The organism is Kitasatospora sp. NPDC059973 (assembly GCF_042737525.1).
Classification (GTDB): Bacteria; Actinomycetota; Actinomycetes; order Streptomycetales; family Streptomycetaceae; genus Kitasatospora.
On sequence record NZ_JBHWUI010000001.1, the window covers coordinates 34,559 to 60,372 of the forward strand.

Consider the following 25,814-nt stretch of genomic DNA (forward strand, 5'->3'; position numbering starts at 1 on the left):
CCCCGAGGCCCCGGTGGGCATTGATAGTATGTCAATTACACAGTAGTGCAATGCTCTTGACCACCAAGGACTGGTACGCAACAGCGCAATTCCGGTCGGTGCGACGACGAAGGGACAGTCCGGTGAGTAGTCTCAACAAGGGTCTGGAACGGATCGAAGTAGGCCTGTTGTGGGATCCGAGTCCCGCAGGCTCGGCCCGTCACGATCTGGACCTCGTCGCCGCGACATACACCGCCCCCGCCCCGTCCGGCGCCCCCGCCTACCTGGTTCATTTCGACAGCCGCGCTCCCGACGGCACGATCACCCTCACCCGAGACAGCCTTGACGGCAAGGGCCTCGGCGTCGACGAACGCCTCGTCCTGGAGCTCGACCGTCTGGCCGACCGCTACGTCCGGGTGGTCGTGGGCGTCGCCATCCAACAGAACGCCGGCCGACTGACGTTCGGGGACATAGCGAACCCCGTGGTGAAGATCCGGAACGGGCGCGATGAGTTCGCGGCTGTGGACTTCGCCGGCGCCGGTGAGGCGACAGCGGCGAGGGTCGCGGAGTTCGTCCGGGACAGCTCGGGGGCCTGGGGATTCCAGCCCGGCGTCTACGGCTTCGATGCCGATCCGGCGACTTTCGCGAGGATCATGGGCACCTGAAACCTGTTGCAGAAGGTCGGGTACGAGTAGGCCGGGATGCCTTGAACTACCCTCCTGATGCCGTCCGCGATCTCCCGCACCAGCAGTTCACCCCCGCCTCCGGTGTGCAGGAGGGCGTTGGGCATTCGCAGCTGGGCTCGCACGATCTCGCGCACGTGCGGCCGGCGCGAGAGATCCCGCTAACCCCCGACACCATCGCGCCTGCCCTGAACCTGCCGCCCGCCGCCCCAGGCCCAGGACCCTCGGTGCGAGGCGATCACCCACGGAACCCTGGTCGGCTGACCGGTGGCACGCACCGCTGCCCGTCGGAGCGCGGCACCCCTCACGGAGCGGCAGCCCCCACGAAGTACCAGCCGGGGCGGCATTACCGCGACGGTGGCTGCCAGGCCCCGGATCGTGCGTGCGCCGTTCGGCCCGCTGTAGTCCTCCCCCTGCGGCGCCCGCCCGGGTGGGCGCCGCAGGGGCCCCGGTGATGCCGACGATCCGGTGCTGCGCCACCGGCAGGCCGCGGTGGCCGTCGACCGGCCGCAGGCGCAGCACGCCACGCCGGGCGTCCCAGGTGTCGAGGAACCCGAACACTGCGGTCCGACCTCCTCGTCGGCCAGCAGTGGCTTGAGCAGGTCGCGGACGTTCCCGTCGTGGTGGTGGGCGGCGTCCGCCGGGGCCTTCGCGTAGCCGGGCCAGGGCCGCCTGCCTGGCCCACAAGGCTGCCCCAGTGGCCGACTATCGCGTCCAGGCCCGGGCGAACCCGGCATGGCTGATCGGGCCGCCGGGGAATCGAAAAGTGCCGGGCTCGCCGGGAACCGCCAGATTAGGAATCGGCTTGCTCGCCCCATTCGAACATGGGCAGGATCCTCACTCATGGAACAGACCTGGCAGATTGTCAACTCCCTTGCCAGTAGGCTCGATGTGCACTTCGACCGCAGCGAGGAGCTGCGCTGGACGGTGCAGGCTCTGAAGCTCCAGGAGGAGGCCGGGGAGGTCGCGGAGGCCGTCATCGGGGCCCTCGGCGCCAATCCCCGCAAGGGCTTCTCCCACGACTGGGACGACGTGCGCAAGGAGACCTGCGACGTGGCGCTGTCCGCCCTGGTGATGCTCGCCCGGATGGGCGGCGACCCCCGCCGGTTCTTCGACGAGCACCTTCGCTCGGTCGCCGCCCGCGACGCCCACGGGAGCACCCCGGCCTGAGCACCCGCCGCAGCCCGAGACCGGGAGTCCACTCCCGCCCTCGGGCTCCACGCCCGTACGCCCACCCGTCGACGGAAGGAACCGGATGAGCAGGACTCCGAATCGCGCCGAGGAGGTCTCCGACAGCGAGCAGCTGCTGTTCGGCGGGCCGATGCGCTACGACTACGGCTGGGCCAAGCACGAGATGGCCAGCGGGGAGGTCACGTTCTGGGCGGTGGCCCGGCAGATGCCCCGCTTCCTGCGTCTGGCCGGCCGGATGGCGTGGGAGGCCGACCCCCGGGCGCTGGTCGCCCTGATCGGCGCGGAGGTCCTCCGCGGCCTTGCCGCGGCCGGCGCGCTGATCGCCACCAACCGCGCCCTGTCCGCGGTCCTCGCCCCGGGAGAGGTCGGACAGGTACTGCGGGCCGCCGTCCCGGCGGTCGTCGCCGTCGGGTTCCTGGCCGCGTTCTCCTCGTTCCTGTCCGTGGCCTCCGGTTGGGCGGGCGGAAAGCTGGAGCCCGCCGTCTTCCGTCGGGCGACGGTGGAGTTCCTGGGCATCGTCAGCCGCTCCGAGCTGGAGGCCATCGAGGACCCCGAGTTCCTCGCCGAGGTCGACAGCGCCCGCTGGGGCGCGATGTCCCTGCAGAACATCATCGGCCAGGCCACCTCCGTGCTCACCGCAGGACTGTCGCTGATCTCCGCAGCCGGCGTCCTGTCCCTCCTCCACCCCGCCCTGCTGCCGATGCTGGTACTGATCACCGCGCCACGCGGCTGGGGCGCCGTGCTCACCGCCCGCCGCCAGTACGCCTCCACCCGCGCCTGGCTCCAGCACTCCCGAGCCAGCAGCGCACTGGCGGACATGATGATCCGCCCCTACTCCGCGGCCGAGCAGCGCGTCCACGCCAGCGGACCCTTCCTCCTCCACCACTACGAACAGATGGCCGCTTCCGCCGAGAGGGAACAGGCCCGCCTCGCCGGCGCCCGCGCCCGCACCGACCTGCTCACCGCCGCCCTCGCCGGCCTCGCCACCACGGGAGCGTTCGCCGTGCTCGGCTGGCTCGTCATGGACGGCGTGATCCCCCTCGCCGCCGCCGGCACCGCCGTCGTCGCCATCCGCACCGGATCCGCGAGCATCGGCGGCCTCGTCTCCCAGATCAACCGCCTCTACGAGGAGTCGCTCTTCGTGCGCGACCTCGACCAGCTGCGCCGCGACGGCCACGTCCGGGCGATCCCCACCGGAGGTACCCCCCTGCCGGACCGCCCTGAGACGATCACCGTCGAGGAGGTCACCTTCAGCTACCCCGGCCGCGACACCCCGGCCCTGGACAAGGTCACCCTCACCCTTCCGCGCGGGAAAGTCGTGGCTCTCGTCGGCGCGAACGGGTCGGGCAAGTCCACGCTCGCCCACATCCTGTGCGGCGTCTACCAGCCCCACCAGGGCAGGGTGCTGTGGGACGGGGTCGACACCGCTTCGGCCGACCGTCACCAGCAGTTCCGTTCGGTCACCCTGCTCGCGCAGAACTTCCAGCGCTGGATCTTCACGGTGCGGGCCAACCTCCTGCTGGGACGCCCCGAAGTCCCCCTGGACCAGGAGCGCCTGGACACCGTCGCCGACCACGCCGACCTGCAGACGGTGATCGACGAACTGCCCCGCGGCTGGGACACTTTGCTGGCCAAGGGGTTCGAGGGCGGAGTGAACCTCTCCGGCGGACAGTGGCAGAAGGTCGCCCTCGCCCGCACCCGCCTACGCCTGACCACCCCCGACACGGACGGCCGCCTCCCCGCGCTGGTTGTCGTCGACGAGCCGACCTCCGCCCTCGATCCCCAGGCCGAAGTCGAAGCCTTCGAGCAGATCCGCCGTCTCAGCGACCTCGGCGTCACCGTCGTCCTCATCACCCACCGCCTCGGGGCCACCGCGAAAGCCGACCACATCTTCGTCCTCGACCACGGCAAGCTCACCGAGGAGGGCAACCACACCGACCTCATGACCCGCCAACCCCCCTCCCGGTACCGGGAGGCGTATCTGCTGCAGGCACACCAGTACGAGACCACCGTCCCCGGTCAGGCCCGCGGCCGGGCCGACGCCGACACCCGCTGAGCCCGATCCGGGCACCGGCCAGCGAAGCTCCTCGCTCACCGTCCCGGCTCTGCCTCGCACCCCGACGTCCGGCAACCGGTGGTCCCGCCCTTCCTGCACCGCTGCACACCGATGAGAGGCGCTCCCGTGCCGCAGCCGTCCTCCGCGCTCGCCGTGGTCGCGCACCCGGACGACGAGGCGCTCCTCGTCAGCAGGGTCCTCGCTGGCCCTCCGCTTCGACGCCCGATCGGCCGTCCTCCGACGGGGGGCTCGCCCACCTCCGGGCCCCAACCTGTGGCGGACCGGCAGGCTGACCGCAGGGTCGCGGCCCCTGCTCTCCGGACTCTGGGAGATCACGGAGAGGATCCTGCAGACGGTGGCCGACGCGCAGCAGCACGCCGACCTGAGCGGCACGCTCACCGCGGTCGAGGCGACGCCGTTCGCCACGGCGGAGCAGACGGCCGCCCGCCGCCTGGCACGGTCATCGAAGGTTGACGAGTCTCACCGGAGTTTGACCGGCGGGCCGGGCGGGACGCGCTACGCCCGTACCTCGGTTGCGGTCAAGCCGCGGCAAGGTCGGGCAAAGGGCGGGGCAACCTGTTGGGGCGGGCCCGGGACGGCCGGCGACGCGAGGTCAGGGAAGGGCGACGTACGCGGCGTGGATCACGTTGGCGCCGAGGTCGCACCAGGCAGTGGAGGTGCCACCGCCGGCCAGGCCCACTCGGGCGGGCCGTCGTGGCGGTACTCGTAGCCGTTGTCGAGGCGCTTGCAGGTGATCGCGGCCTGGAAGCGCGACCTGCCGTCACCCTTGCAGGTGATGGCGGCACCGCGGTGTCCGCCGCTGCCCGTGACGTACTTCTGGGTGCAGCCGGTGATGGTGGCGGAGGCGGGAGGCGCGAGGGTGATCGCGGCTCCGACGACGATGGTCGAGGCGGTGGCCGCCGTGATGAGGCGTTGCCGCATGCGCACAGGGTGCTCCTGTTCGTCGGGACGAAATGCCTTGACGAAAGCATGACATATCAAGGTCGGCGGCGCACTCGAACACGGCGAGCGAAAGCGTCGCCCCGCCCCGGCCGGGGCGCGTCGGCGCGAGCGCGGCGACGCGCTACGCGAGGACGGTGATCGCGATGGCGAGTAGGCCGTCGCGCCCGGCCCAGCGGCCGTCCGGCCCTTTCCGGGTAGAGGATCGAGCTGCGGATCAGTGAGTCGGAAGCGAAGCCGGTCTTCGGCTCAGCTCGTGCACTGTGCCAGCGGATACAGGCGGTGAGGGCGGCTTCCTGCTCGCCGGGGCCGGGGTGGTCGGCGCCGTTGAGGGCGAAGTAGCGCAGAGCGGCGAACTCGGACTCGATCCAGTTCAGCCACGACCCCGTAGGTCGGCAGGAAGACCAACTGGACGTCGTCGGCCGCCGCCCAGACCCGCACGTTCGGGTGCTGGTGCAGGGAGAAGTCGTCCAGCAACGACGTACAGCTTCTCCCCGGGCCACCGGGCGCGCAAAGCCTTGAACAGGGGCGGGACCTCGCGAACGGGCGACGGACGGGTACCGGTGCGGTGCCGTGGACGTTGCGCCCCAGGCAGGCCGCTCAGGCCCAGGGCGTCCTCCTACCTCGGACGAGAGCTTGCGCAGACGGTCGAGGCGGCGGCCCGTCAGCTCCCCCGCCACTGACCGGGAGTTGCTGGTCAGCCCGGGCCGCACGGGGCCCGGGCTGCCGGACTCGGCCGACGTCGGGCTCTGAACAGCCCCGGCAAGCTCAGCGGCGGCGTCCTCGACTCGCCATGCCGCCGGCACCACGCCCGGACACGGCGGCTCGGGTCACCAGCTCCTCCCACTCGACCCGGACGCAGTCGTCGCAACGGGTGCCGGTACGAACCGGGGGGATCAGGTGAGCGCCGGCGATTGCGCGCCATCGACCGGTGCGGACTCGACGAGCTTGAACACCGTCGGGAGGGCCGCGGTCGGGTTGCCGGCCCGCCAGGGGGACCATGGTGCGGAGCTTGACCGTGGCGAACGTCGACCGATCGGACTCGTCATCTATGGCCGCGTGAAGATCACGACCCGCCAGCCGGAGCCGTCGAGGCAACCCTGATACCGGGTCCGGCGGCCTGAGGGGCGGTCGCCGCTGCCGGCACCATCAGGTGCTCCTTGCCGTGCAGCCCGGACAGAACGCAGCGGCGCGGACGCTCGATCGTCCGGGGCGCCTCCGAACGCCTCCGAACTCCCCCGAGCACCGCGGCTGGTGCCTTCGGCGCGCACCTCAGCATCCGTGCCGGCGTCATCGCGGGACGCCGATGGGGGTCCGCAACAGCCCGCCGCGCAACGGCACCCGACCGGCGTCACCGGCGTCCGGCACCAGCAGCAGGGCCGGACGATCCGTCGCGCTCCCTCGCCACGCGAGAAGGGTGCCGGTGGTGGCGCGGCAGCGATTCTCCGGGTGTGTCCGCCGTTCAGGCCCGCGCATCCGCGAGGAAGCGGCCGTAGCGACCTCCCCCTGACCACCGGCCATACGTGGCCGGTGCTTTGACCTGTGCGGTTGTCCGGCGACGCGTCAGCATCGACAGCGGATGGCAGGTTCGGCGGCCCCGGCCTCCCCGCGCGCGGCCGACCCGGGCTGCCCCGTTCGTGACGCCCGTGCGCGTACGTGAGGGAGGGGGTCCGACGGCGGAGGCGAAGGGGTCTCCGGCTGCCGGCCGGCGTGGTGGCCGACGAGTCGGGCTCACAACGTACCGGCGACAGCTGGGCGGACAAGGTGGCGTCGCTGTGCCAGCAACCGCGGGCGGAGCCGATGACCGCGGCCGAGCTCCGGCCGGCCGTACCGGGCATCCGGCCCGACCTCCACCGCCGTGATGGTCGCGGTGTTCCTCCTCCCCGTCCCGTGCCACCGATGAACAGCACCGACCCGAACCCCGTGACGAAAAGGACGCCATGCCGGACCACTACGGGAACCAGGACCCAGCCACGCCGACACCGCCCGCCTGGCAGCAGACGCCGCACGCGGTGGCGCCCCGGCCCGGCGACAGCGGCCGCCCGCCATCAGCCCCGGTCGGGTCAGCGTCCGCCGCGTCGTCTGCCGCGGCACCGTCCGCCCTCGCGCCGCCGGCGCGACCGCCGGGCCGAGGCACACCGCAACCCGCGTCGGCTGCCGCGCGACCGGTCGCGGGGCGGGGGGCGGAGCCTTCGTCGGAGGCGGCGGTACCGCCCGGGGTGCGGGCGACGCGGCGGGGAGCCAAGGTGCTGCGCCACTGGCCGCTGCTCGTGGCCGCTCTCCTCCCCTGCCTGGTGCTGGCCGGTATCGGGTGGTGGGTGTGGCCTCAACAGCCCGCGGGACGTGCGCCGCACGTGGCCGCGGGGACGGTCCAGGCGCAGCTCCTCGGCGCTGACAGCGTCAGCCGGCTGGCCGGGACGACGGTGGTCGCCGGCCCGCAGTCGGACCGGCCCCACGCGCCGCTCGACGTGGCGCCGCCGGAGTGCGCCGTCGCGGCGGGGCCGACGACAGAGGCGGTCTACGGGCAGGCGTGGAAGGCGTTCCTGTCGGCGACCTACCAGGACGCCGCGGGCACCGGCGGCTACACCGTGAACCAGGTGTTCGGCGTCTTCCCGGAGGCCGAGAAGGCCGGCGCCGCTTTCCGGACGCTCACCGAGGGCCTGGCCAAGTGCCCGTCGGCCACGGTCGCCGGTCAGGCCGGCCGCAGCTCGAAGTGGGTCTACACGGCGCGCCCCAGCACTGAGGTCGCGGTGGCGTGGACCGCGGCGCAGGAGGGTAGCGCGGGCTGGGCCTGCTCTCACCAGGCGTGGGTGAAGGGCACGAGCCTGGTGCAGGTCTCCGTGTGCCAGGCGGGTGACGGCGAGGCGACCAGTTGGAAGGTGGCCGACGAGCTCACCAAGCAGGTGACCGGATGACCGCGACCCCGCTCGGGCCGGCCGGCCGCCCCCGGCGGGCTGTGGGGCGTGCCGTCGCCCTGGTGCTGGCGCTCCTGCTGCCGCTCGTCGGCACGGCGGCAGTGACGAGGGCTGCGGCCGACACGCCGGTCATGGCCCCGCCCGACACCGTGGCCGCCCTGGCCCAGCCCAGGGACGTCGCGGCCGTCGCCCCGGCGCTCGCCCAGAAGGTCGAGGCGCAGAAGCGGACGGAGGCCGAAATCGAGCAGATGGTCAGGGAGGTGATCGCCGAGGCCGAACGGATCACCAAGGAAGCCGCGGAGGTGGAGAGCGCCGACACCGCGCTGTCCGCCAGGGCCGCCGCGGTGAACAGCGAGATCGACGCCCACAACACGCGCGCGAGGGCGCTGAGCGGCAAGATCGACGCCCACAACGCGGCCAAGCCTCCCGCGGATCAGGCCGCCGCGGTCGGCCGCTACAACGCCGAAGCGGCCCAGCTGCAGACCGAACAGAGCCAGGTCAAGGCCGAGGAGGCCAAGCTCCAGGGCGAGGAGGACGCGGTCAGGCAGCAGGAGGCGCAGCTCAACTCACGGAAATCCCAGCTCAACGCCGCTTCCAGGACCAATGCGGAGAAGTCCTCCACGGCAAGGGCCAGGTCCCAGCAGCTCCAGGTCCAGACCCAGCAGCTGCTCCAGGAGATGGCCGAGGTCCTCCAGAGCCTGGCCCGGACCCCGCCCGATCCGGCGGTGACGATGGATCAGGGCGGCGACGCTCCCGCGCCGCCGGAGCGCGACCACGAGGCCCGGGGCCGGGAAGCCGACACGGCAGACAGCCCCTACCGGCAGCCGCAGACCTCCGCCATGAAGCAGTACGGGCAGCAGAGCGGTACGACCGTCGACACGCGGCCGGGGACGGCGTACCTGACGCCCGAAGCCGTCCGGCGGCTGCCGGCCGCGCAGGCGGCCATGCTCACGAGCCCTGCCGTCCCCTACGACGGGTTGGCCCGCAAGCCCAACGGGCACTACACGGCACTACGGGTCCAGGCGCCCACCACTACCGCATCCCCGGCTCCAGCACCGGCACCGGCACCGGCACCGGCCACCACCGCATCCCCGGGCCCGGCCCCCACCGCTACCGCACCCCCGGCCCCGGCTCCGGCTCCAGCTCCCGCCCCGGCTCCGGCTCCAGCTCCAGCTCCCGCCCCGGCTCCCGTGCTGGCCCCGGAGGTCTTCGAATCCGGCGGGGTCGTCGCGTACCGCGACGGTGAAACGCTCCCCCTCGACGGGATCACGACGGTTCAGGAAGTACCCGCCTCCCCGGAGCCCGCTCCGGTGCCCAGCAACCCCGGCTCCGAGGAGAACGCCGACCGGCGCGTTCCCACCTGCAAGGATCTGGAGCCGACGGGGGCGGTACCCCTGAACGGCGGCGGGTGGGTCAGCTACCTGCCGTCGGACGGTCAGAACCGCAACCAGGGCGTCAATGCCTGTCTCGAAGGCACGCCCGGCTCCAGCAGGGGGCAGGCCGCGGCCGGCGACATCCGGGGCTGGACCGATGCCAAGGCGCGGGCGGCCACCCTGGGGTTCACTTCGGATTCCGACATCGCTCGCTGCCACTCCGTACCGCGCATGGCCGGCGGAACGGCGGACGAGCGGAACCTGACGCCGTGCTTCCAGCGGGGGGCCAACACCAACCAGCGAACCGGCGGCACGATCACCAACAGCATGCGGACCTTCGAGACCAGAGCCGAGAAGGTCATGGGCCGCGGCCCTGTGCTGTACAACGTGTTTCCGCAGTACAGCAGCCTCAGCAGCACCGTTCCGAACGGGTGGGCGATGTCGCTCCACGCCTGGGACGCCGCCACCGGGGCGACCACGGACTCCGCCCGGACATTCGTGGACAACCGCACGTACGGGCCGAACGGCCTGGTATCCCTGGGCAACTAGCCCCGGGCGAGAACGGACGACTGATGGGAGTGGACGTGAGCATCGAGAAGATGCTGGAGCGGCTCGGCTCGGTGATCGGGCCGCCTCTGGACGGGGTGGTCCCCGTCCCGTGGGAGTTGGGGCCGGAGGTGCTCGGGTTCCAGCTGCCGGCGGACTACCGGGCGTTCGCCGACCGGTACGGGATGGTCAGCATCAGCGACGAACTCCATATCTACACACCATCGGCAGCGCCCAGTCCCAAGATCGGGGAGCCGCCCGGCTTCGCCGGATTCCGGTACGGCACGACGAACCCCTACGGGTACTGTGCCTGGCTGGCCCAGGCCTACCGGGACGGGGACTACGAGGAGTGCCCGTATCCGTTGTTCCCGGCCGAGGGCGGCCTCTTGAAGTGGGGGAACAACTGGAACTCCGACCACTTCTTCTGGCTGATGCGGGGCCCCGACCCGGACCGGTGGCCGGTCGCCGCCAAGTTCGACTCGATGCGGGAGTGGGATCTCTTCGAGGGCGGATTCCTCGAGTTCCTGCTGGCGGCGGTGACGGAACAGTACCCGTACCACGGGGACGTCCTCCCCGGTGGGATGAAGCAGATCGGTGACGGCCGTGCCTACCGCTCCCGGGGAGACTGGTCGAAGAACCTTCGAGCGTGAACCCGCGCAGGTGGTGGACCACCCGCTCGGGGCGGCGTCCGCACAGGGACCTCAGGGCCCTGCGCGCCCGCCCCGGGAATGGAGGCGTTGGCCGTTCTTCAGTCGCTGAGGCCGGCCGGGCCGGGCGGTGGGGGCGGGCCCGCCCCTACCGCCCGGCCCGGGCGGTCTACTCGAACGCGGCCGCCGCCTCCCGCAGCGCCCGGACGACCGTCTCCGGGTCGTACGGCGCCGGCTCACCGGGCAGGTAGGTGACGGCGTGCAGCCCGCCGGTGTAGCGGAAGGAGCGGTGCCGTTCGTGCACCGGCCAGGAGACCGGGGACTTACGGTCGATCCCGACGCTGATGCCCTGGAACGGTGCCATGCCGATCAGTTGGTGCACCGGGCCGAGCCGGCCGCCCTCCGCGCCGTCCACCAGGATGCGGAACTCCCACTTGAGGTCGGCCACGGCCGTGGCCTCCAGGGTGATCCGGCGGGCGCCCGGCGCGAGCGGGCCGCCGTCGGCCTCGAAGAGCTCGCCGTACTGGTTGTAGGCGAAGTGCAGCCGGCCGTCCTCGACGTAGAGGCTGTAGCCGCCGCCCTGGTCGCCGTGCGAGACCAGGACGCCCCGGTCGTCCGCGCCGTGGGCGGTCAGCTCGACCTCGACGGCGAAGGAGCGGAAGGAGATCAGGCGGGAGGAGCGGTAGCGCTCCAGCTCGGGGGTGCCGGCCAGCAGGGTGACCGGCCGGCGGAGGCGGTCGGCCTCGGGTCCGCGCAGGGCGAGGGCGCCGCTGCCGTCGGCCAGCGGGAACACGCCGTTGCGCCAGGCGGCGGCCTCCCAGGCGGCGGCCAACTCCTTGACCAGTTCCGGGTGGTCGGCGGCGACGTCGTGGATCTCGGTCGGGTCGGTGCGCAGGTCGTGCAGGGCCCACTCGCTGTCGTCGTACGGCGCGCCGAACCGGTGCAGGGTGACCAGCTTCCAGCCGTCGCGGTAGTAGCTGCGGTTGCCGGTCATCTCGCAGTACTGCTCGGGGTGGGTGGACGGCGCGCCGGGCGTGCGCAGCACGGGGGCGAAGCTGATGCCGTCGAGCGACTGCACCGGTTGCCCGCCGCGCTCCGACGGCCTTTCGACACCGGCGAGTTCGAGCAGGGTGGGCAGGATGTCGGTGACGTACTGGTACTGCTCGCGGACCCCGCCGTCGGCTTCGGCGCGGGGCAGCCCGGCCGGCCAGGAGAGCACGAACGGCACCCGGACGCCGCCCGCGTAGGTCTGGCCCTTGTAGAAGCGGAACGGCGTGTTGGAGGCCATGCCCCAGCCGCGCGGGTAGTGGACGAGGGACTGCGGGCCGCCGATCAGCTCGATCTCCCGCTCCACGTCGGGGTTCCAGTCCTCGGGCAGGTTGGGGTGGTGGACGAAGCGGCTGAAGTAGCTGCGGGTGCCCTCCGCGCCGCCCTCGCCGGTGCCGCCGTTGTCGGAGGTGAACACGATGATGGTGTTGTCGAGTTCACCGAGCGCGGCGAGGGTGTCGGTGAGCCGGCCGAGGTTCTGGTCGACATTGTCGACCATGGCGGCGTACACCTCCATGTAGCGGGCGTACACCTTCTTCTGGACGTCGGTGAGTTCGTCCCACGGGCCGACGTCGTGACCGGCTTCGCCGTTGCGCTCGGGCAGCTCGGTGCCGGGCGGGAAGTGACCGGCGGCGAGCTGGCGGGCGAACCGGGCGGCGCGCAGCTCGTCCCAGCCGGCGTCGTACCGGCCCTTGTGCCGGGCGAGGTCGGCCGGCTTGGCCTGGAGCGGGCCGTGCACCGCGTTGTGCGCCAGGTAGAGCAGGAACGGCTTCTCGGCGTCGTGCGCCCGCAGGGACTTCACCATGGCGATCGCCTGGTCGGTGATGTCGTCGGTGTAGTAGTAGCCCTCGGGGAACTCGTCGATGTCCAGCGGGCTGTTGTCGCGGACGAGTTGGTGTGGGTGGAACAGGCTGGTGAGGCCCTCCAGCACGCCGTAGTACTGGTCGAAGCCTTTCTGCAGCGGCCAGTTGGCGCGGTTGTCGGCCGCGTTGGAGGCGGAGTCCCGGGTGAGGTGCCACTTGCCGACGGCGTAGGTGGCGTAGCCCCGGTCGTGCAGCAGCTCGGCGAGGGTGGGGATGTCCCCGGCGACCTCCATGCCGTAGCCGGGGAACCCGGGGTCGGCGTTGGCGACGAAGGAGTAGCCGACCCGGTGCGGGTTGAGGCCGGTGAGGAGGGCGGCGCGGGCGGGAGAGCAGAGCGGCATGGTGTGGTAGTTGGCCAGCTTGACGCCGGTCGCCGCGAGCCGGTCCAGGGTGGGCGTGGGGATCTCGGAGCCGAACGGGCCGATGTCGCTGTACCCCATGTCGTCGATCAGGACGACGACGATGTTGGGCGCGCCCTCGCGCGGGCGGACCGGCTCCGGCCAGGCGGGGGTGGAGGCGCCGAAGGTGCGGCCGACGGTGCCGGGGAACCCGGCGTAGGGGTCGCGGCGGTGCGGGTCGGCGGCGGTGCCGGGGGCGGTGCCGGCGCCGTCCTCGGCGAGGCGGGCGTCCGCGGCGGGGCGGGCGTCCGCGGCGGGGCGGGCGTCCGCGGCGGGGCGGTGCGGGTCCGGGGTGCTGGTCATACGGGGCTCCGGGTGGTGAGGTGCGGGGCGAGCTGCGGGGCGGACTCCAGCCGGGGGACGGCGGCCAGGAGTTCGGCGGTGTACGGGTGTTCGGGGGCGGTGACGACGCGGTCGGCCGGGCCGGTCTCGACGATCCGGCCGCGGTGCATCACCGCGATCCGGTGGCTGACCTGCCGGACCACCGCGAGGTCGTGGGCGATGAAGAGGATGGCGAGCCCGAGGTCGCGCTGGAGCCGGGCGAGCAGCTCGATCACCTGCGCCTGCACCGAGACGTCCAGCGCGGAGACCGGCTCGTCGCAGATCAGCACGCTCGGCTCGGGCGCCAGCGCCCGGGCGATGCCGATCCGCTGGCGCTGTCCGCCGGAGAAGGCGCGCGGGTGCCGGTCGGCCGTGGCCGGATCCAGCCCGACCTGCCGGAGCAGTTCGGCGACCCGCTTCTCCCGGGTCGCCCGGTCGCCGAGCCCGTGGGCGATCAGCGGTTCGGCGATGATCTGCCCGGCCGTCATCCGGGGGTTGAGCGAGGCGTACGGGTCCTGGAAGACCATCTGCACCTCGCGGCGGGCGGCGGCACCGCCGCCGCGGCCGAACTCCTCGCCGCGGAACCGGATGGTGCCGGCCGAGGGTGCGTGCACCTGGACCAGCGCGCGGGCCAGCGTCGACTTGCCGGAGCCGGACTCGCCCACCAGCCCGAGCGTCTCGCCGGGGTGAAGGACGAGGTCGACGCCGTCCAGCGCGGTGACGGCCCGTCGGCGCGGCCCGTACGTCTTGCCCACCCCGCTGACGGTGAGCAGCGGTTCGGGGCCCGGGGTGCTGTTGGCGGCGGCCTCGGAGGGGGCGTCCAGCCGTGGCACGGCGGCCAGCAGCTCCTTGGTGTACGGGTGCCGGGGCGCCGCGAGCACCTCGGCCGTCCGGCCCTGCTCGACCACCCGGCCTTCCCGCATCACCAGGATCCGGCGGCACGTCCGGGCGATCACGCCGAGGTCGTGGCTGATCACCACGAGGGCGGTGCCGGTCTCCCGGTTGATCCGGGCCAGCAGCCGGAGGATCTGCTGCTGGACGGTCGGGTCGAGTGCGGTGGTCGGTTCGTCGGCGACGAGCACCTCGGCGTCGTGGGCGAGGGCGAGCGCGATCATGATCCGCTGGCGCTGGCCGCCGGAGAACTGGTGCGGGTGGTCGCGCAGCCGGCCGGCGGCGTCGGGGATGCCGACCAGGCCGAGCAGCTCGACCGCCCGGGCGGCCCGCGCGGTGCGGTCCGCCGTGCCGTGCGCCCGCAGGGCCTCGTCCAGCTGCTTGCCCACGGTGAGCACCGGGTTCAGCGAGGACATCGGATCCTGGAAGATCATCGCGATCCGCCGTCCGCGCAGCTGGCGCAGGGCCGGCTCGGGCAGCGCGGCGAGGTCCTGGCCGTCGAGCTCGACCGAACCACCGGTGATCCGGCCGCCCGGCGGCAGCATCCGCAGCAGGGCCAGCGCGGTGGTCGACTTGCCGGAACCGGACTCGCCGACCAGCCCGAGCGTGTCGCCGGCCGCCAGCTCGAAGCCGACCCCGTCGACGGCGCGGACCTCGGGGACGGCGCGGACCTCGGGGACGGCGCCGACCCCCCGGCCGGTGGCGGCTCCGGCTCCCTCCCCCGCCCCGCCGAACGCGACGGTGAGGTCGCGGACCCGGAGCACCGGGCCCCTCTCGGGACCGCTCTCCGGGCGACTGTCGGGGCCGTGCTCCGGGCGGCTCGCCGGGCGGCTGTCGGGGCCGTGCTCCGGGCGGCTCGCCGGGCGGCTCATCGGCGCACTCCCTTGTTCAGCGCCTCGGCGATCAGGGTGAAGCCGAGGACCAGGGCGGTGGTGGCGGCCAGCGGGGCGGCCGCGAACGTGGGCTGGGTGGAGAGGTAGGCGACGGACTGGCTGAGGATCGAGCCGAGGGTGGGCTCCGGCGGCCGGACGCCGAGGCCGAGGAAGCTCATCGCGCCCTCGATGAAGACGCCGATGGAGAGCGCGACGGCGGTCTGCACGATCAGCGGGTCGGCCGCGTTGGGGACGACGTGGCGCAGCAGCACCCGGAGCCGGGAGGCTCCGCCGACCCGGGCTGCCAGGGCGTACTCCCGCTCCCGCTGGACGAGGATGCCGGCCCGCAACTGGCGGCCGAAGCCCGGGATCTCGGCGAGCGCGATGACGATCAGGACCGGCCAGCGGCCGGGGCCGAGGACGGCCGTGACGGCCAGGGCCAGGATGATCCCGGGGAAGGCGAGCAGCAGGTCGAAGACGCGCTGGACGGCGAGGTCGGCCACCCGGGACGAGGCGGCGAGCAGGGCGAAGGAGCAGCCCAGCAGGGCGCCGACCGGCACCGCGGCGAAGGTGATCGCGAGGTCGGTGCCGGTGCCGTGCAGCACCCGGCTGAAGAGGTCGCGGCCCAGGTCGTCGGTGCCGAAGGGGTGGGCGGCGCTCGGCCCGGCCAGGGCCAGCGCGCTCTGGGCGTTCGGGTCGAGGTCGGTGAGCAGCGGCGCGGCGAGGGCGGCCAGGGCGATCACGCCGACCAGGGCCAGGCCGGTGAGGCCGCGGCCGGTCAGCAGCCCGGCCAGGTAGCGGTTGTGGCGGCGGGCGCCGGGGGACTTCGGCCGGTCGGCCGTGAGGACGGTCATCGGTTTCACTCCCACCGGATCCGGGGGTCCAGCCACGCGTACACCAGGTCGGTGAGCAGCTGGACGGTGACGTAGACGGCGACGATCAGCAGCAGGAGGTCCTGCACGACGGGGTAGTCGCGGCGGATCACGCCCTGTTCGATCAGCTGGCCGAGGCCGGGCCAGGCGAAGATCCGCTCCACCAGGACGGCGCCGGCGATGAGTTGGCCGATCTGCAGGCCGAGCACGGTGATCGCGGGCGGCAGCGCGTTGGGCAGGGCGTGCTGCCAGACGATCCGCCGGCGGGAGACGCCGAGCGCGGTGGCGGTGCGGACGTAGTCCTCGGCGAGTGCGCGCTCCATGCCGTCCTTGAGGTAGCGGGCGAGCACGGCGGCGCTCGGCAGGGCCAGGCAGACGGCCGGCATCAGCAGGTACTGGACGGCGAGGTCGGGCTGGTCGAGCAGCGACTCGTGGCCGCCGGCCGGCAGCAGCCCGAGGGTGACCGCGAAGAGCAGCACCAGCAGGACGCCGGTGACGAACGGGGGCACGGCGAGGACGGCGGTGGTGAAGGCGCGGACGGCGGCGGCGACCGGCCGGCGCCGGGTGGTCGCGCCGAGCACCCCCAGCGGGAGGGCGATCAGGATCACCAGCAGCAGGGCGCCGAGGGTGAGTTGGACGGTGGCGCCGAGGCCGTTGCCGATCAGGTCGGCGACCTGCCCGCCGATCGCGTAGCTGGGCCCGAGATCCCCGGTGACGAGGTGGCCGAGCCAGCTGACGTACTGGGTGAGCAGCGGTCGGTCGAGGCCGAGCCGGCCGCGGACGGCGGCGACGGCCTCCGGGCCGGCGTCGGGTCCGGCCAGCGAGGTGGCCGGGTCGCCGGGGATCAGCCGGAGGATGAGGAAGACCAGGAAGGAGGCGAGGACGAGGACGAGCAGCCCCGAGGGCAGCCGTTTGACGAGGAAGGTGCGCATCGGTCAGGCCGTCAGGTAGGCGTCGTCGAGGTTGAGGTAGCCGAACTTGTTGAGGTCGGCGCCGCGGGCCTTGCCGCCGGCGACCTCGACCAGGCCGGCGATGGCGAGGTCGATGACGAACTCCTCGTCCAGCAGCACGTCGGTGATCTGCTGGTAGAGCGCCTTGGCCTCGGCGCCGTCGCTGTCCGGCCGGTTCCAGGCCTTCTGGACGACGTCCGTGTAGGCGGGCGAGCTGAAGCGCGAGCTGTTCTTCGCCTCGTTGAACGGGTAGGCGCTGACCGCCAGGGTGGCCGGGTGCAGCTGGGCGAAGCCGTGGCTGAGCGTCCAGAGGGCGGGCATGGTCTGGGAGATGAGCTGCTTCTGCATGGTGGGGGAATCGGTGGGCTGGAGCACCGTCTCGATGCCGACCTGCTTGAGGTCGTACTGCAGGATCTGGGCGACGGCGGTGGAGCCGGGCTCGTTGGAGTGCGCGAACGGCAGGGTGATGCTGTCGAGGCCCGCCTCCTTGAGCAGCGCCCGCGCCTTGTCCGGGTTGTGGCTGTAGCGGGTGGCGTTGGCCTCGCTGTAAGCGGGCGAGGACTTGGGCCAGGGGGCGGAGGAGACGGTGCCGTACCCGCCGAGGGCCTGCTGGACGAGCCGCTCGCGGTCCACCGCCCAGGCGATGGCCTGCCGGACGCGCTTGTCGCCCACGTGCTCGCCGGTGAGGTTGGCGCCGATGTAGTAGGCGCCGGCGCCGGTGTCGTACTGCTTGATGTGGAACTGCGGGTCGTCCTTGAGGGTGGCCACGTCCTTGCCGCGCACGGAGTAGGACAGCTGGGTCTGGCCGGTCCTGAGCGAGGACAGCAGGGACTCCGCCTGCGGGACGATCCGGATCTCGACGCCGTCCAGGTAGGGGCGGCCGGGGTTCCAGTACTTCTCGTTGCGGGCGAAGGTGATGGAGCTGCCGGGCTTGCGGTCGGTGAGCGTGAACGGGCCGGTGCCGATCAGTTTGGTGCCGGCGACGGCCTCCTCGACGCTGGCCGAATCCGGGATGATCATGAACTCGAAGAGGTCGAAGAGGTTGCTCACCGGGTGGGCGAGGACGAGGGTCAGCTCGAAGTCGCCGTTCTTCCGGAAGTCCGTGACGGCCGCGGCGGTGGACCGCAACTGGGCCGACCGGGCCGGGTTCTGGAGGTTCTTGACGGCGAACACCACGTCGTCCGCGGTGAACTTGCGGCCGCTGTGGAAGAGCACGTCCTCGCGCAGCTTCAGCGTGACCCCGGTACCGTCCGCCGCCACCTGCCAGGAGGTGGCCAGCTCGGGCTGCGGCTGGAGCCGGTCGTCGTACCTGGTCAGGGTGTTGAAGACCAGGCGCTGGACGAGGGTGTTGGCGCTCTGGGCGAAGAGCAGGCTCGGGGTGAAGTCGACACCGGCACCCACCGTGAGGACGCCGCCCCGGCGCGGGGCCGCCGATCCGCTCGCGGCGGAGGTGGCGGTGTCCGCGGCCGAACGGCAGGCCGCCAGCGTCAGCAGGCCGGCGCCGGCGAGGCCTCCGCGGAGCAGGGCCCGGCGGGAGACGCCGGGGGCGGAGGAAGTGGTGAACGCGGTCATAACGGGTCCTTCGACGGGGTGGTCGGGCGGGCGAGTGGGAGGGGTGGGGCTGGGGTGCTGGGCGGCGAGCGAGTGGGAGGGGGTGGGGCTGGGGTGCGGGGCGGGGGGTGTCGGGTCGTGGGGTGGTGGGGTCGTCCGGTCAGAGCAGCCGGCCGGGGCCGGCGGGCGGCGCCGGGGCGGACGCCGTCGCCTGGAGCGGCCGGGCGTACAGCACGCCCAGGACGGCGGCGCCGGCCGCCACGGCGAGCACGTCGGCCCCGCGCCGCTGGGCGATCAGCAGGTCCGCGTCCCGGTGCAGGTGCGAGCGGAGCGCGAACTCGGCCCGGACCACGTCCAGGTAGAGCGGATCGAGTACCGCGAAGGTCTCGGTGAGCACCAGCAGGTCGGGGTTGACCACGTCCGCCAGCAGGGCGAGGGCCCGGCCGACGATCGCGGCCCGGCGGCGGACCAGGAGGTCGGCCCGCCGGTCCCCGGCCTGCACGGCGGCGATCAGCTCGGCCCGGTCGGGCCGGGACGTGATCCCGTCCGCGGCCGCCGCCTCGAAGAGCGTGGTGTCCGAGGCGGCGGCCGCCAGACAGCCGGTCCGGCCGCAGTGGCAGAGCGTGTCGTCGCCCGGCACCGGCAGGTGGGCGACGTCGCCGGTGGCCGAGGCGGGGCCCAGGTGCACCACGCCGGCCACCGCGAGCGCCGCGTCCACCACGTGCCCGACGAAGAGGTGCACCATGGAGCGGCGGGCGGCCGGGTGCCCGAAGAGGATCTCCGCCTGGGTGAGCGCCCGGGCGTGGTTGTCCACCCGCACCGGCAGTCCGGAGGCCCGGGAGAGCAGCTCGCCGAGCGGCATGTCCTTCCATTGGAGCGGATCATGACGGATCGTCATGCCGCGGTCCGGATCGACCGTGCCACCGGTGACGGCGCCCAGCCCGACCACCGTCCGGCCGCCCGGCACCTGGGCGAGCAGCCGGGGCAGCCGCTCCAGCAGTGGCCCCAGCACGGCGTGCCCGGTACGGCCGCGGTTGCTCAACTCCTGCCGGTAAAGCACGTTTCCGCGCAGGTCCAGCAGGGAGAAGGTGGTGTAAGGCACCCCGATGTGCAGCCCCGCCACCGCCAGTCGGCCGGTGTCGACGTCCACCGGCAGCTGCGGCCGCCCGACCGTGCCCGCCCCGCCGCCGGTCAACTCGGGCCGCTCGCAGAGCAGTCCGATCCGGGTGAGGTCCACCACCTGCCGGGACACCGCGGAGGCGCTCAGCCCGGTGAGTGCGGCGACCCGGCTGCGGGCGATCGGCCCGCGGTCGAGCACGGTCCGCAGCACGGTGGCGGCGTTGACATCCCGCCGGTCGTCCCCGATGCGGCGGTCGTCGCCGGCCCGGCGGTCGTCCGCGGGGCGGAGGGCGGGGTGCGGGAGCGTGTCGGACATCGCGGGTGCCTTTCGGGCTGCGGGGCTGCGGGTCTGCGGGGTTGCGGGGCGCCGGCCCGCGGGTGGTGGCCCGGGCCCGGGGGACGGCCCGGGCCCGGGGGACGGCCCGGGCCCGGGCCGGTCGGCTCACGCCGGGAGGGAGGCCTCCAGCTCCTCGGCGGGGACGAGACCGGCCACCTTGGGCGGCTCGGTCGGCTCCAGCAGACGGCTCGGGGTGCCGTCCACGCCCACCGGCAGGTCGCCGTCCAGGGTGATCCGGCGGACCAGGCGCGGCTCGTCGCCGTAGTCGTTGACGGCGTAGTGCTGGGTGGCGCGGTTGTCCCAGACCGCCACGTCGCCGACCTGCCACTCCCAGCGCACGGTGTTCTCCAGGCGCTCGACGTACCGCTGGAAGAGGTCGATCAGGGCGCGGCTGTCGGCCCCCGACACGCCCACGATGCGCTGCGCGAACGCGCCGAGCAGCAGCGTCTTCTCGCCGGTCACCGGGTGGACGCGGACCAGCGGGTGCTCGGTCTTGAACGCGGTCGAGACGAACACCTGGCGGAACAGCTTGGCGATCTCCGCGTTGTCGGCCAGCTCGGGCCGCAGGGCCAGGCTCGCCGCGTAGTCGTAGTCGTTGGTGTGAACCGCCCGCAGGCTCTCCGCCAGCACCTTCAGCGGCTCCGGCAGGTCCTGGTAGGCGGCGACGGTGTTGGCCCAGACGGTGGAGCCGCCGGCCGGCGGGAGTTCCAGCGAGCGGAGGATCGACGCCTTCGGGTAGGACGGGACGAAGGTGACGTCGGTGTGCCAGTTGTTGGCGCGCACCCCCTTGGTGGCGTCCAGCTCGAAGATGTACCGGCCGTCCGCGCTGGGCACCGTCGGGTGGCCGACCGGCTGGCCCAACCGTCGGGCGAACGCCTCGTGTTCGGCGTCGTCCAGGTGGTTCTGGCCGCGGAAGAACAGCACCTTGTGCTCGTACAGCGCGGCCTCGACGGCAGCGACGGTCTCGGCGGGCAGGTCGCCGCCGAGCCGGACGTCGTGCACGATCGCGCCGATCCGGCCGGCGGCCGGGGTGATGCGGAGCTCGGTGAGGGCGGTGGTCATGGCGGAACCTCGGCTTTCGCGGGGAGGGGGGACGGGACGGCGAAGGAACGAACCGGCAAGGAGATGCCGGCCGGCCGCGCCGGTGTGGGGCAGGGCGGGCGTGCGGCAGGACCTGCCGGCGTGGCGCGGACCGGATACGGAACGCGGCGCAGGGAGGGGCGGCACAGGGAGGGGTGGCACAGGGCGGCGCGACGCACGCAGGTGTAGCGCGGTGCCGTGCGGTGCCGTGCAGGGAGTGCGGGCGGCGCCGGGTAAGCGGCCGTGGCGGACGGGTGTCCGACGGGCGCAGGGGCGGTGGGCGCCTTGCCCGGGGGCGGCGCCGGGCTCTACCGGATCAGCGGTACGGGCTCAGCACGGCCCCGGGCGGGAGCGGGCGTTCAGCGACAACAGCGGCTGCGGCCGTGGCCACGGCAGGGGCGGGGACAGGCAGGGCACGGGACCCCGAGTACGTCGGTCATCGGCCCTCCTTCCGGCGTGCTGCGAGTGGGCTCGGCGCTCATCGTGCTGAACGCCGAGGCCTGCTGTCAATCGCCGTTCTGCCTGCTGGTCAGCGGAGTTGCGGCGGTGTTGCGTCCCGTTGCGGCCGGTGTCCGAGCGATGGCGGGCGTGCGTCACGAGGGCATTCGGCCTTGTCGGGGGGCCTGGCGGAGTTATTAGCTCTCGGAGCGGAAGAAACTCCGACGGTCTCCGCAGGCCCGCTGCGGCCGCTCTCGGGCGCTGTTCGGTGCCGCCGCGCAGGCCTGCGGGCGCGGCGGCGTCGGCCCGATCGGGTTCGTGTCCGCATGCGCCTTCGTCTTCGTCGTGGTGCTCGTGATTTCGTCCCTGTCCCTGTCCCTGGTCCCGTTCCCGAGGGGAGAAGCCCGGTGCTCGACCTGGCACGTGAGGGGTGGCGCGGCTCTCCTGACCCTGGCGCGTCAGAGGCAGCGTCGGCGGCTGTCGAGGGCGACGTAGATCGCCGCGGGCCACCGGGTCAGGGCCCGGACGGCCCAGGAGCAGTCGCCGGCGCACAGCGGGTAGACGCAGGCCTCGAGGTTCTCGGCGCGGACGGCGAGGCGGGATCCTGGGACGGCGGCGATGTCGGCGGCGAGGAGGGGGCTGAGAGACCGTACGGATCTCGTGGAGGGCGTCGGCGGACAGGTCGATGGAGACCGCCTCTTGGAGCGCATCCCCACGACGGCCGACCGCCGCTTCCCACGCGCCCTGACCTGCCTGCGTCAGATCACCGACCAGATGATCGCCGAGCACCGACGGCGCCCCGCCGACTGCGTTCTGTCCGCGCTTCTCGGCGGAGTAGGCGAGGTAGCGGTCGATGACGGCTCGGTCGATCGGGGGGCGGGCGATGTCGGAACCCGCCAGTGCGCGGGTGGCGTTGGTCCGGTCGAAGTGAACGCCGGTGGGCCGCCCCCGCCCGCAGGCGGCCTGCGCAGTGTCCAAGGATCTGGGGAAGGTTGGCGAGCGTGTCGGCGCGTCCGCCGACCCCTGGTCGGCGGACGCAATGACCGCAGCAGATCAATCACCGAACAGGTGGGGCGGGGCGGGTCAGCCGCCGCACGCGCAGCCTGCGGCGGTCTTCGCCTCGGCCGGGCTCTGGGTGGGGTCGACGGCCTGTTCGTCGGGGGTGCAGCAGGCGGTGGTGCCGCAGCAAGCCTCCGGCGCACTGTCGGCGCTCTTGCCAAGGGTGTCCGCGTCGGCCTTCACGACGTAGACCTCCCACGGCTCCTTGCCGGGGCCGTGCACCCACGTCTTGTCCTGGAGCGCGTAGCAGCAGGAGGTGTCGTTCTCCTCGAAGGTGGCCAGGCCCGCGTCCTTGAGCCGGCTGGTCGCCGCGGCCACCTGCTCGGTGGACGCGACCTCGACGCCGAGGTGGTCCAGGCGGGTGTCCTCGCCGGCCTCACCCTCGATGAGGACGAGCTTGAGCGGGGGCTCGGTGATGGCGAAGTTCGCGTAGCCGGGGCGGCGCTTGGCCGGCTCGGTGCCGAAGAGTCTGGCGTAGAAGGCGATGGAGCCTTCGAGGTCGGCGACGCGTAGGGCGAGCTGAACACGGGACATGGCGGTTCCCCGATCCGAGGTCTTGTTTCGACATCTGTCGATACAGTGAGCTTGCCTCTCCGGATAGATGGCTGTCAACATAGACGTATGTCGAATCTGGAACTGCCGGTGCTCGGCCAGGACGACGCGGCGGCGTGCTGCTCGCCGATGGTCCGCGAGCCCTTGGGCGAGGAAGCCGCCATGGACCTGGCGAAGATGTTCAAGGCCCTGTCGGACCCGGTGCGGCTGCGGCTGCTGTCCCTGATCGCCTCGCACGAGGGCGGAGAGGCCTGCGTCTGTGACCTGACCGGCCCCTTCGAGGTCTCCCAGCCCACCATCTCCCACCACCTGAAGGTGCTGCGCGAGGCCGGGCTGGTCGGCTCCGAGCGGCGTGGGACCTGGGTCTACTACTGGGTGCTGCCCGCCGCGCTGGCCAAGCTGTCCGCCCTGCTCCAGACTCCGGCAGGCACGGCCGCCCAGACGGCAGGAGGCGCGAGATGACCGAGGTAGCTCCGCTCGGGCGCCGGGCCGCGGTCGAGTTCGTCGGCACCGGCGCCCTGGTCGCGGTCGTGGTCGGCTCCGGCATCCAGGCCACCCAGCTGTCCCAGGACGTGGGCGTGCGGCTGCTGGCCAACTCGCTGGCCACCGTGTTCGGTCTCGGCGTGCTGATCGCCCTGCTCGGCCCCGTCTCCGGGGCCCACTTCAACCCTGCTGTCACCCTGGCCGCCTGGTGGACCGGACGCCGCGGCGGGGAGGGCCCGGGCCTGCGCGAGGTCGCCGCCTACCTGCCCGCACAGATCGCCGGGGCGATCGGCGGGGCGGTGCTGGCGGACGCGATGTTCGCGCAGCCGCTGGTGCGCTGGTCCACCCACGACCGCTGGGCCCCGCATCTGTGGCTGGGCGAGGTCGTGGCGACCGCCGGCCTCATCCTGCTGATCTTCGGTCTGGCCCGGGCCGGCCGGGCGCACTTCGCCCCGGTCGCGGTCGCCTCCTACATCGGCGCCGCGTACTGGTTCACCTCCAGCACGTCGTTCGCCAACCCGGCCGTCACGGTCGGCCGGGCGTTCACCGAGACCTTCGCCGGGATCGCCCCGGCCTCGGTGCTGCCGTTCGTCGCCGCCCAGCTCGTCGGCCTGGTGGTCGGCGTCGCCCTGGTCGCCGTGCTGTTCGGCCGCCCCGTCGCGGCTGCCGCCGACGACGTCGTGGTCCCGTACGACGTGCACCACCCGGCCGCCGCCGGCCGCTGAACCCCGCCCCGCCGTTCCTGCCCGAAGGATGAACCCGTGAGCTCTCCTGCCGTCCCGTCCGTGCTGTTCGTCTGCGTCCACAACGCCGGCCGCTCGCAGATGGCCGCCGCGTTCCTCACCCGCCTCGGCGGCGACCGCGTCGAGGTCCGCTCCGCCGGATCCGCCCCTGCCGACACGGTGAACCCGGCCGTGGTCGAGGCGCTGGCGGAGGTCGGCATCGACATCTCCGCCGAGGTGCCGAAGGTGCTGACCGCCGAGGCGGTGCAGGCCTCCGACGTGGTGATCACCATGGGCTGCGGCGACGCCTGCCCGTACTTCCCCGGCACGCGGTACCTGGACTGGAAGCTGGATGACCCGGCAGGCCAGGGCGTCGACGCCGTGCGCCCGATCCGCGATCAGATCGAGCGGCGCATCCGCGGCCTGCTCGCCGAGCTCGGCATCGAGGCCGCCGCATGAACGCCGCCGTGACCATCACGGCGATGCTGCCCGAGCACGCCGGTCAGGTGCTGACGATCTACCAGCACGGGATCGACGGCGGCGACGCCACCTTCGAGACCACCGCCCCCGGCTGGGAGGCGTTCGACGCCTCCCAGCTCACCGAACATCGCCTGGTCGCCCTCGATGCCACCGGCCAGGTGCTCGGCTGGGCAGCCGCCGTGCCGGTCTCCGACCGATGCGCCTACGCCGGCGTGGTCGAGCACTCCGTCTACGTCCACTCTGCCGCCCGCGGCCAAGGCCTCGGCCTCGCCCTGCTCCGGGCCCTGCTCGCGTCCACCGACGCCGCCGGCATCTGGACCGTCCAGTGCGGCATCTTCCCGGAGAACACCGCCAGCCTCGCCCTGCACACCAAGGCCGGCTTCCGCGTGATCGGCACCCGCGAACGGCTGGGCCGACACCACGGACGCTGGCGCGACGTCATCCTGCTTGAGCGCCGCAGCCCGGCCGTCTCCTGATCCACCTGCGCCCGGCTCCGCCGGGCCGCCCCGTGTCCGCAGCGGCTCGGCGGCGCGGTGGCGCCGCGGGCTCGGCGGCCGGGCGGGCTCCGGTGCGTGGACGGCGTCCCGGGTGACGGTGGCGTCACGTCGGTTCCTCCGTGGAGACGGCCAGGAGCTTCGTCACCGAGCCGTCCTCGCCGACGACGTCGCGCAGGTGCCGGAAGCCCAGACGGCGGCACATCTCCAGACTCGCGGTGTTCTCCGCGCCCACCATCCCGTAGGCCTCCTTGAGCCCGAGGTGGTCCGCGGCGTGGCGCAGCAGGCCGCGGACGGCCTCGCTGCCCAGTCCCCGGCCCCAGAACTCGGGGGCGAGGGCGGTGATCAGTTCGTGGCCGTCGACGTTGCCGGTCTTCTTCAACTCCGCGTGGCCCGCGTATCTCCCGTCGTGCCACAGGCCCCACACGTCGAACAGGTCCTTGGGGTACACGTCCGTCTGGATCGCGCGGAACAGCACGCGCAGCTCCGACTCGGGGGCGCGTTCCTGGCCCATCCAGTGGCACACCTCCTCGATGCGCAGCAGTGCGACGAAGGCGTCCTCGTCCTCGGGCCGGTAGGGGATGAAGTCGAGGCGCTCGGTGCGCAGGGCGGGGGTCATGGCGGGCTCCGATCGGGGTGGGCGCCGTGGCGGTGGCAGGGAGGGGAACGTAGGAGGGGGCGGGGGCGCCGGGCCGGCGTTGTGCGGCCGGCGCCCCCGGTCGGGTGGCCGGTCAGGACTCGCTGTCGGCCATGCGCTCGCGCAGGCTGCGCGGGCGCATGTCGGTCCAGACCTCGTCGACGTAGGCCATGCACTCGGCCTCGGTGCCCTCCTTGCCGACGCTCTGCCAGCCCGCGGGTACCTCGATGTCGGCCGGCCAGAGCGAGTACTGCTCCTCGTCGTTGCGCAGCACCTGGTAGCGGGTGTTCTCGTCCAT

The 25,814-nt window shown here is 73.1% G+C and carries 21 protein-coding genes; 10 read left to right on the top strand and 11 right to left on the bottom strand.

Annotated elements, in window-relative coordinates; all coding sequences use genetic code 11:
* Nucleotides 1–122 precede the first annotated feature (122 nt).
* The 3 genes from ACFWA9_RS00170 to ACFWA9_RS00180 all read left to right on the top strand — a co-directional run bounded on the left by ACFWA9_RS00170 (nucleotide 123) and on the right by ACFWA9_RS00180 (nucleotide 3,909).
* Complete coding sequence (locus tag ACFWA9_RS00170) at nucleotides 123–644, top strand: TerD family protein (RefSeq protein WP_352292634.1); 522 nt, start codon at nucleotides 123–125, stop codon at nucleotides 642–644.
* A gap of 861 nt (nucleotides 645–1,505) precedes the next feature.
* Nucleotides 1,506–1,832, top strand: a complete 327-nt coding sequence (locus ACFWA9_RS00175; RefSeq protein ID WP_352292636.1) for a MazG-like family protein — start codon at nucleotides 1,506–1,508, stop codon at nucleotides 1,830–1,832.
* Nucleotides 1,833–1,917: 85 nt separating this feature from the next.
* The gene (locus tag ACFWA9_RS00180) at nucleotides 1,918–3,909 is read left to right on the top strand and encodes an ATP-binding cassette domain-containing protein (RefSeq protein ID WP_380381955.1); all 1,992 of its coding nucleotides are present in this window, start codon (nucleotides 1,918–1,920) and stop codon (nucleotides 3,907–3,909) included.
* Between the two features lie 642 nt (nucleotides 3,910–4,551).
* Here the strand turns inward: ACFWA9_RS00180 and ACFWA9_RS00185 are convergent.
* Nucleotides 4,552–4,851 (bottom strand): hypothetical protein, encoded by a 300-nt coding sequence (locus ACFWA9_RS00185; protein WP_380381956.1) that lies wholly within the window; start codon nucleotides 4,849–4,851, stop codon nucleotides 4,552–4,554.
* A gap of 2,264 nt (nucleotides 4,852–7,115) precedes the next feature.
* Between ACFWA9_RS00185 and ACFWA9_RS00190 the strand changes: the two genes are divergently transcribed.
* From ACFWA9_RS00190 to ACFWA9_RS00200, 3 genes are read left to right on the top strand one after another with little or no spacing between them, the layout of a single operon-like run.
* Nucleotides 7,116–7,784, top strand: a complete 669-nt coding sequence (locus ACFWA9_RS00190) for a sensor domain-containing protein (protein ID WP_380381958.1) — start codon at nucleotides 7,116–7,118, stop codon at nucleotides 7,782–7,784.
* The gene (locus tag ACFWA9_RS00195) at nucleotides 7,781–9,706 is read left to right on the top strand and encodes a hypothetical protein (protein WP_380381960.1); all 1,926 of its coding nucleotides are present in this window, start codon (nucleotides 7,781–7,783) and stop codon (nucleotides 9,704–9,706) included. Before ACFWA9_RS00190 ends, ACFWA9_RS00195 begins: the two co-directional genes overlap by 4 nt.
* A 35-nt stretch (nucleotides 9,707–9,741) precedes the next feature.
* Complete coding sequence (locus ACFWA9_RS00200; protein WP_380381962.1) at nucleotides 9,742–10,353, top strand: hypothetical protein; 612 nt, start codon at nucleotides 9,742–9,744, stop codon at nucleotides 10,351–10,353.
* Nucleotides 10,354–10,519: 166 nt separating this feature from the next.
* Here ACFWA9_RS00200 and ACFWA9_RS00205 read toward each other — a convergent pair whose 3' ends face one another.
* The 8 genes from ACFWA9_RS00205 to ACFWA9_RS00240 form a co-directional block, all read right to left on the bottom strand.
* A complete protein-coding gene (locus tag ACFWA9_RS00205) occupies nucleotides 10,520–12,961 on the bottom strand; it encodes an arylsulfatase (protein ID WP_380381963.1) in 2,442 nt (813 codons plus the stop codon).
* Nucleotides 12,958–14,742: a dipeptide ABC transporter ATP-binding protein gene (locus ACFWA9_RS00210; RefSeq protein ID WP_380381965.1), complete on the bottom strand. Its 1,785-nt coding sequence runs from the start codon at nucleotides 14,740–14,742 to the stop codon at nucleotides 12,958–12,960. Before ACFWA9_RS00210 ends, ACFWA9_RS00205 begins: the two co-directional genes overlap by 4 nt.
* The gene (locus tag ACFWA9_RS00215; RefSeq protein WP_352291310.1) at nucleotides 14,739–15,596 is read right to left on the bottom strand and encodes an ABC transporter permease; all 858 of its coding nucleotides are present in this window, start codon (nucleotides 15,594–15,596) and stop codon (nucleotides 14,739–14,741) included. Before ACFWA9_RS00215 ends, ACFWA9_RS00210 begins: the two co-directional genes overlap by 4 nt.
* 5 nt (nucleotides 15,597–15,601) lie before the next feature.
* Nucleotides 15,602–16,546 (bottom strand): ABC transporter permease, encoded by a 945-nt coding sequence (locus ACFWA9_RS00220; protein WP_329491832.1) that lies wholly within the window; start codon nucleotides 16,544–16,546, stop codon nucleotides 15,602–15,604.
* Nucleotides 16,547–16,549: 3 nt separating this feature from the next.
* Nucleotides 16,550–18,136: an ABC transporter substrate-binding protein gene (locus ACFWA9_RS00225; RefSeq protein ID WP_352291312.1), complete on the bottom strand. Its 1,587-nt coding sequence runs from the start codon at nucleotides 18,134–18,136 to the stop codon at nucleotides 16,550–16,552.
* A gap of 139 nt (nucleotides 18,137–18,275) precedes the next feature.
* Nucleotides 18,276–19,550, bottom strand: coding sequence for an ROK family protein (locus ACFWA9_RS00230; RefSeq protein WP_380381968.1), 1,275 nt, complete (start codon nucleotides 19,548–19,550; stop codon nucleotides 18,276–18,278).
* Nucleotides 19,551–19,676: 126 nt separating this feature from the next.
* The gene (locus ACFWA9_RS00235) at nucleotides 19,677–20,633 is read right to left on the bottom strand and encodes a TauD/TfdA dioxygenase family protein (RefSeq protein ID WP_380381970.1); all 957 of its coding nucleotides are present in this window, start codon (nucleotides 20,631–20,633) and stop codon (nucleotides 19,677–19,679) included.
* A gap of 1,539 nt (nucleotides 20,634–22,172) precedes the next feature.
* The gene (locus ACFWA9_RS00240) at nucleotides 22,173–22,682 is read right to left on the bottom strand and encodes an ArsI/CadI family heavy metal resistance metalloenzyme (protein WP_380381972.1); all 510 of its coding nucleotides are present in this window, start codon (nucleotides 22,680–22,682) and stop codon (nucleotides 22,173–22,175) included.
* Between the two features lie 87 nt (nucleotides 22,683–22,769).
* Between ACFWA9_RS00240 and ACFWA9_RS00245 the strand changes: the two genes are divergently transcribed.
* Genes ACFWA9_RS00245 through ACFWA9_RS00260 form a run of 4 tightly spaced genes read left to right on the top strand, consistent with a single transcriptional unit; the run spans nucleotide 22,770 to nucleotide 24,861 of the window.
* On the top strand, nucleotides 22,770–23,162 hold the full coding sequence (locus tag ACFWA9_RS00245; RefSeq protein WP_352291316.1) for a metalloregulator ArsR/SmtB family transcription factor: 393 nt from the start codon (nucleotides 22,770–22,772) through the stop codon (nucleotides 23,160–23,162).
* Nucleotides 23,159–23,908, top strand: coding sequence for an aquaporin (locus tag ACFWA9_RS00250; protein WP_380381974.1), 750 nt, complete (start codon nucleotides 23,159–23,161; stop codon nucleotides 23,906–23,908). Before ACFWA9_RS00245 ends, ACFWA9_RS00250 begins: the two co-directional genes overlap by 4 nt.
* A 36-nt stretch (nucleotides 23,909–23,944) precedes the next feature.
* Nucleotides 23,945–24,364, top strand: coding sequence for an arsenate reductase ArsC (locus ACFWA9_RS00255; RefSeq protein WP_352291318.1), 420 nt, complete (start codon nucleotides 23,945–23,947; stop codon nucleotides 24,362–24,364).
* Complete coding sequence (locus ACFWA9_RS00260) at nucleotides 24,361–24,861, top strand: GNAT family N-acetyltransferase (RefSeq protein ID WP_380381976.1); 501 nt, start codon at nucleotides 24,361–24,363, stop codon at nucleotides 24,859–24,861. The genes ACFWA9_RS00255 and ACFWA9_RS00260 overlap by 4 nt, the downstream gene beginning before the upstream one ends.
* 124 nt (nucleotides 24,862–24,985) lie before the next feature.
* Here the strand turns inward: ACFWA9_RS00260 and ACFWA9_RS00265 are convergent, their stop codons facing one another.
* Complete coding sequence (locus ACFWA9_RS00265; protein WP_359836805.1) at nucleotides 24,986–25,498, bottom strand: GNAT family N-acetyltransferase; 513 nt, start codon at nucleotides 25,496–25,498, stop codon at nucleotides 24,986–24,988.
* Between the two features lie 112 nt (nucleotides 25,499–25,610).
* On the bottom strand, nucleotides 25,611–25,814 hold the full coding sequence (locus ACFWA9_RS00270) for an MbtH family protein (RefSeq protein WP_352291321.1): 204 nt from the start codon (nucleotides 25,812–25,814) through the stop codon (nucleotides 25,611–25,613).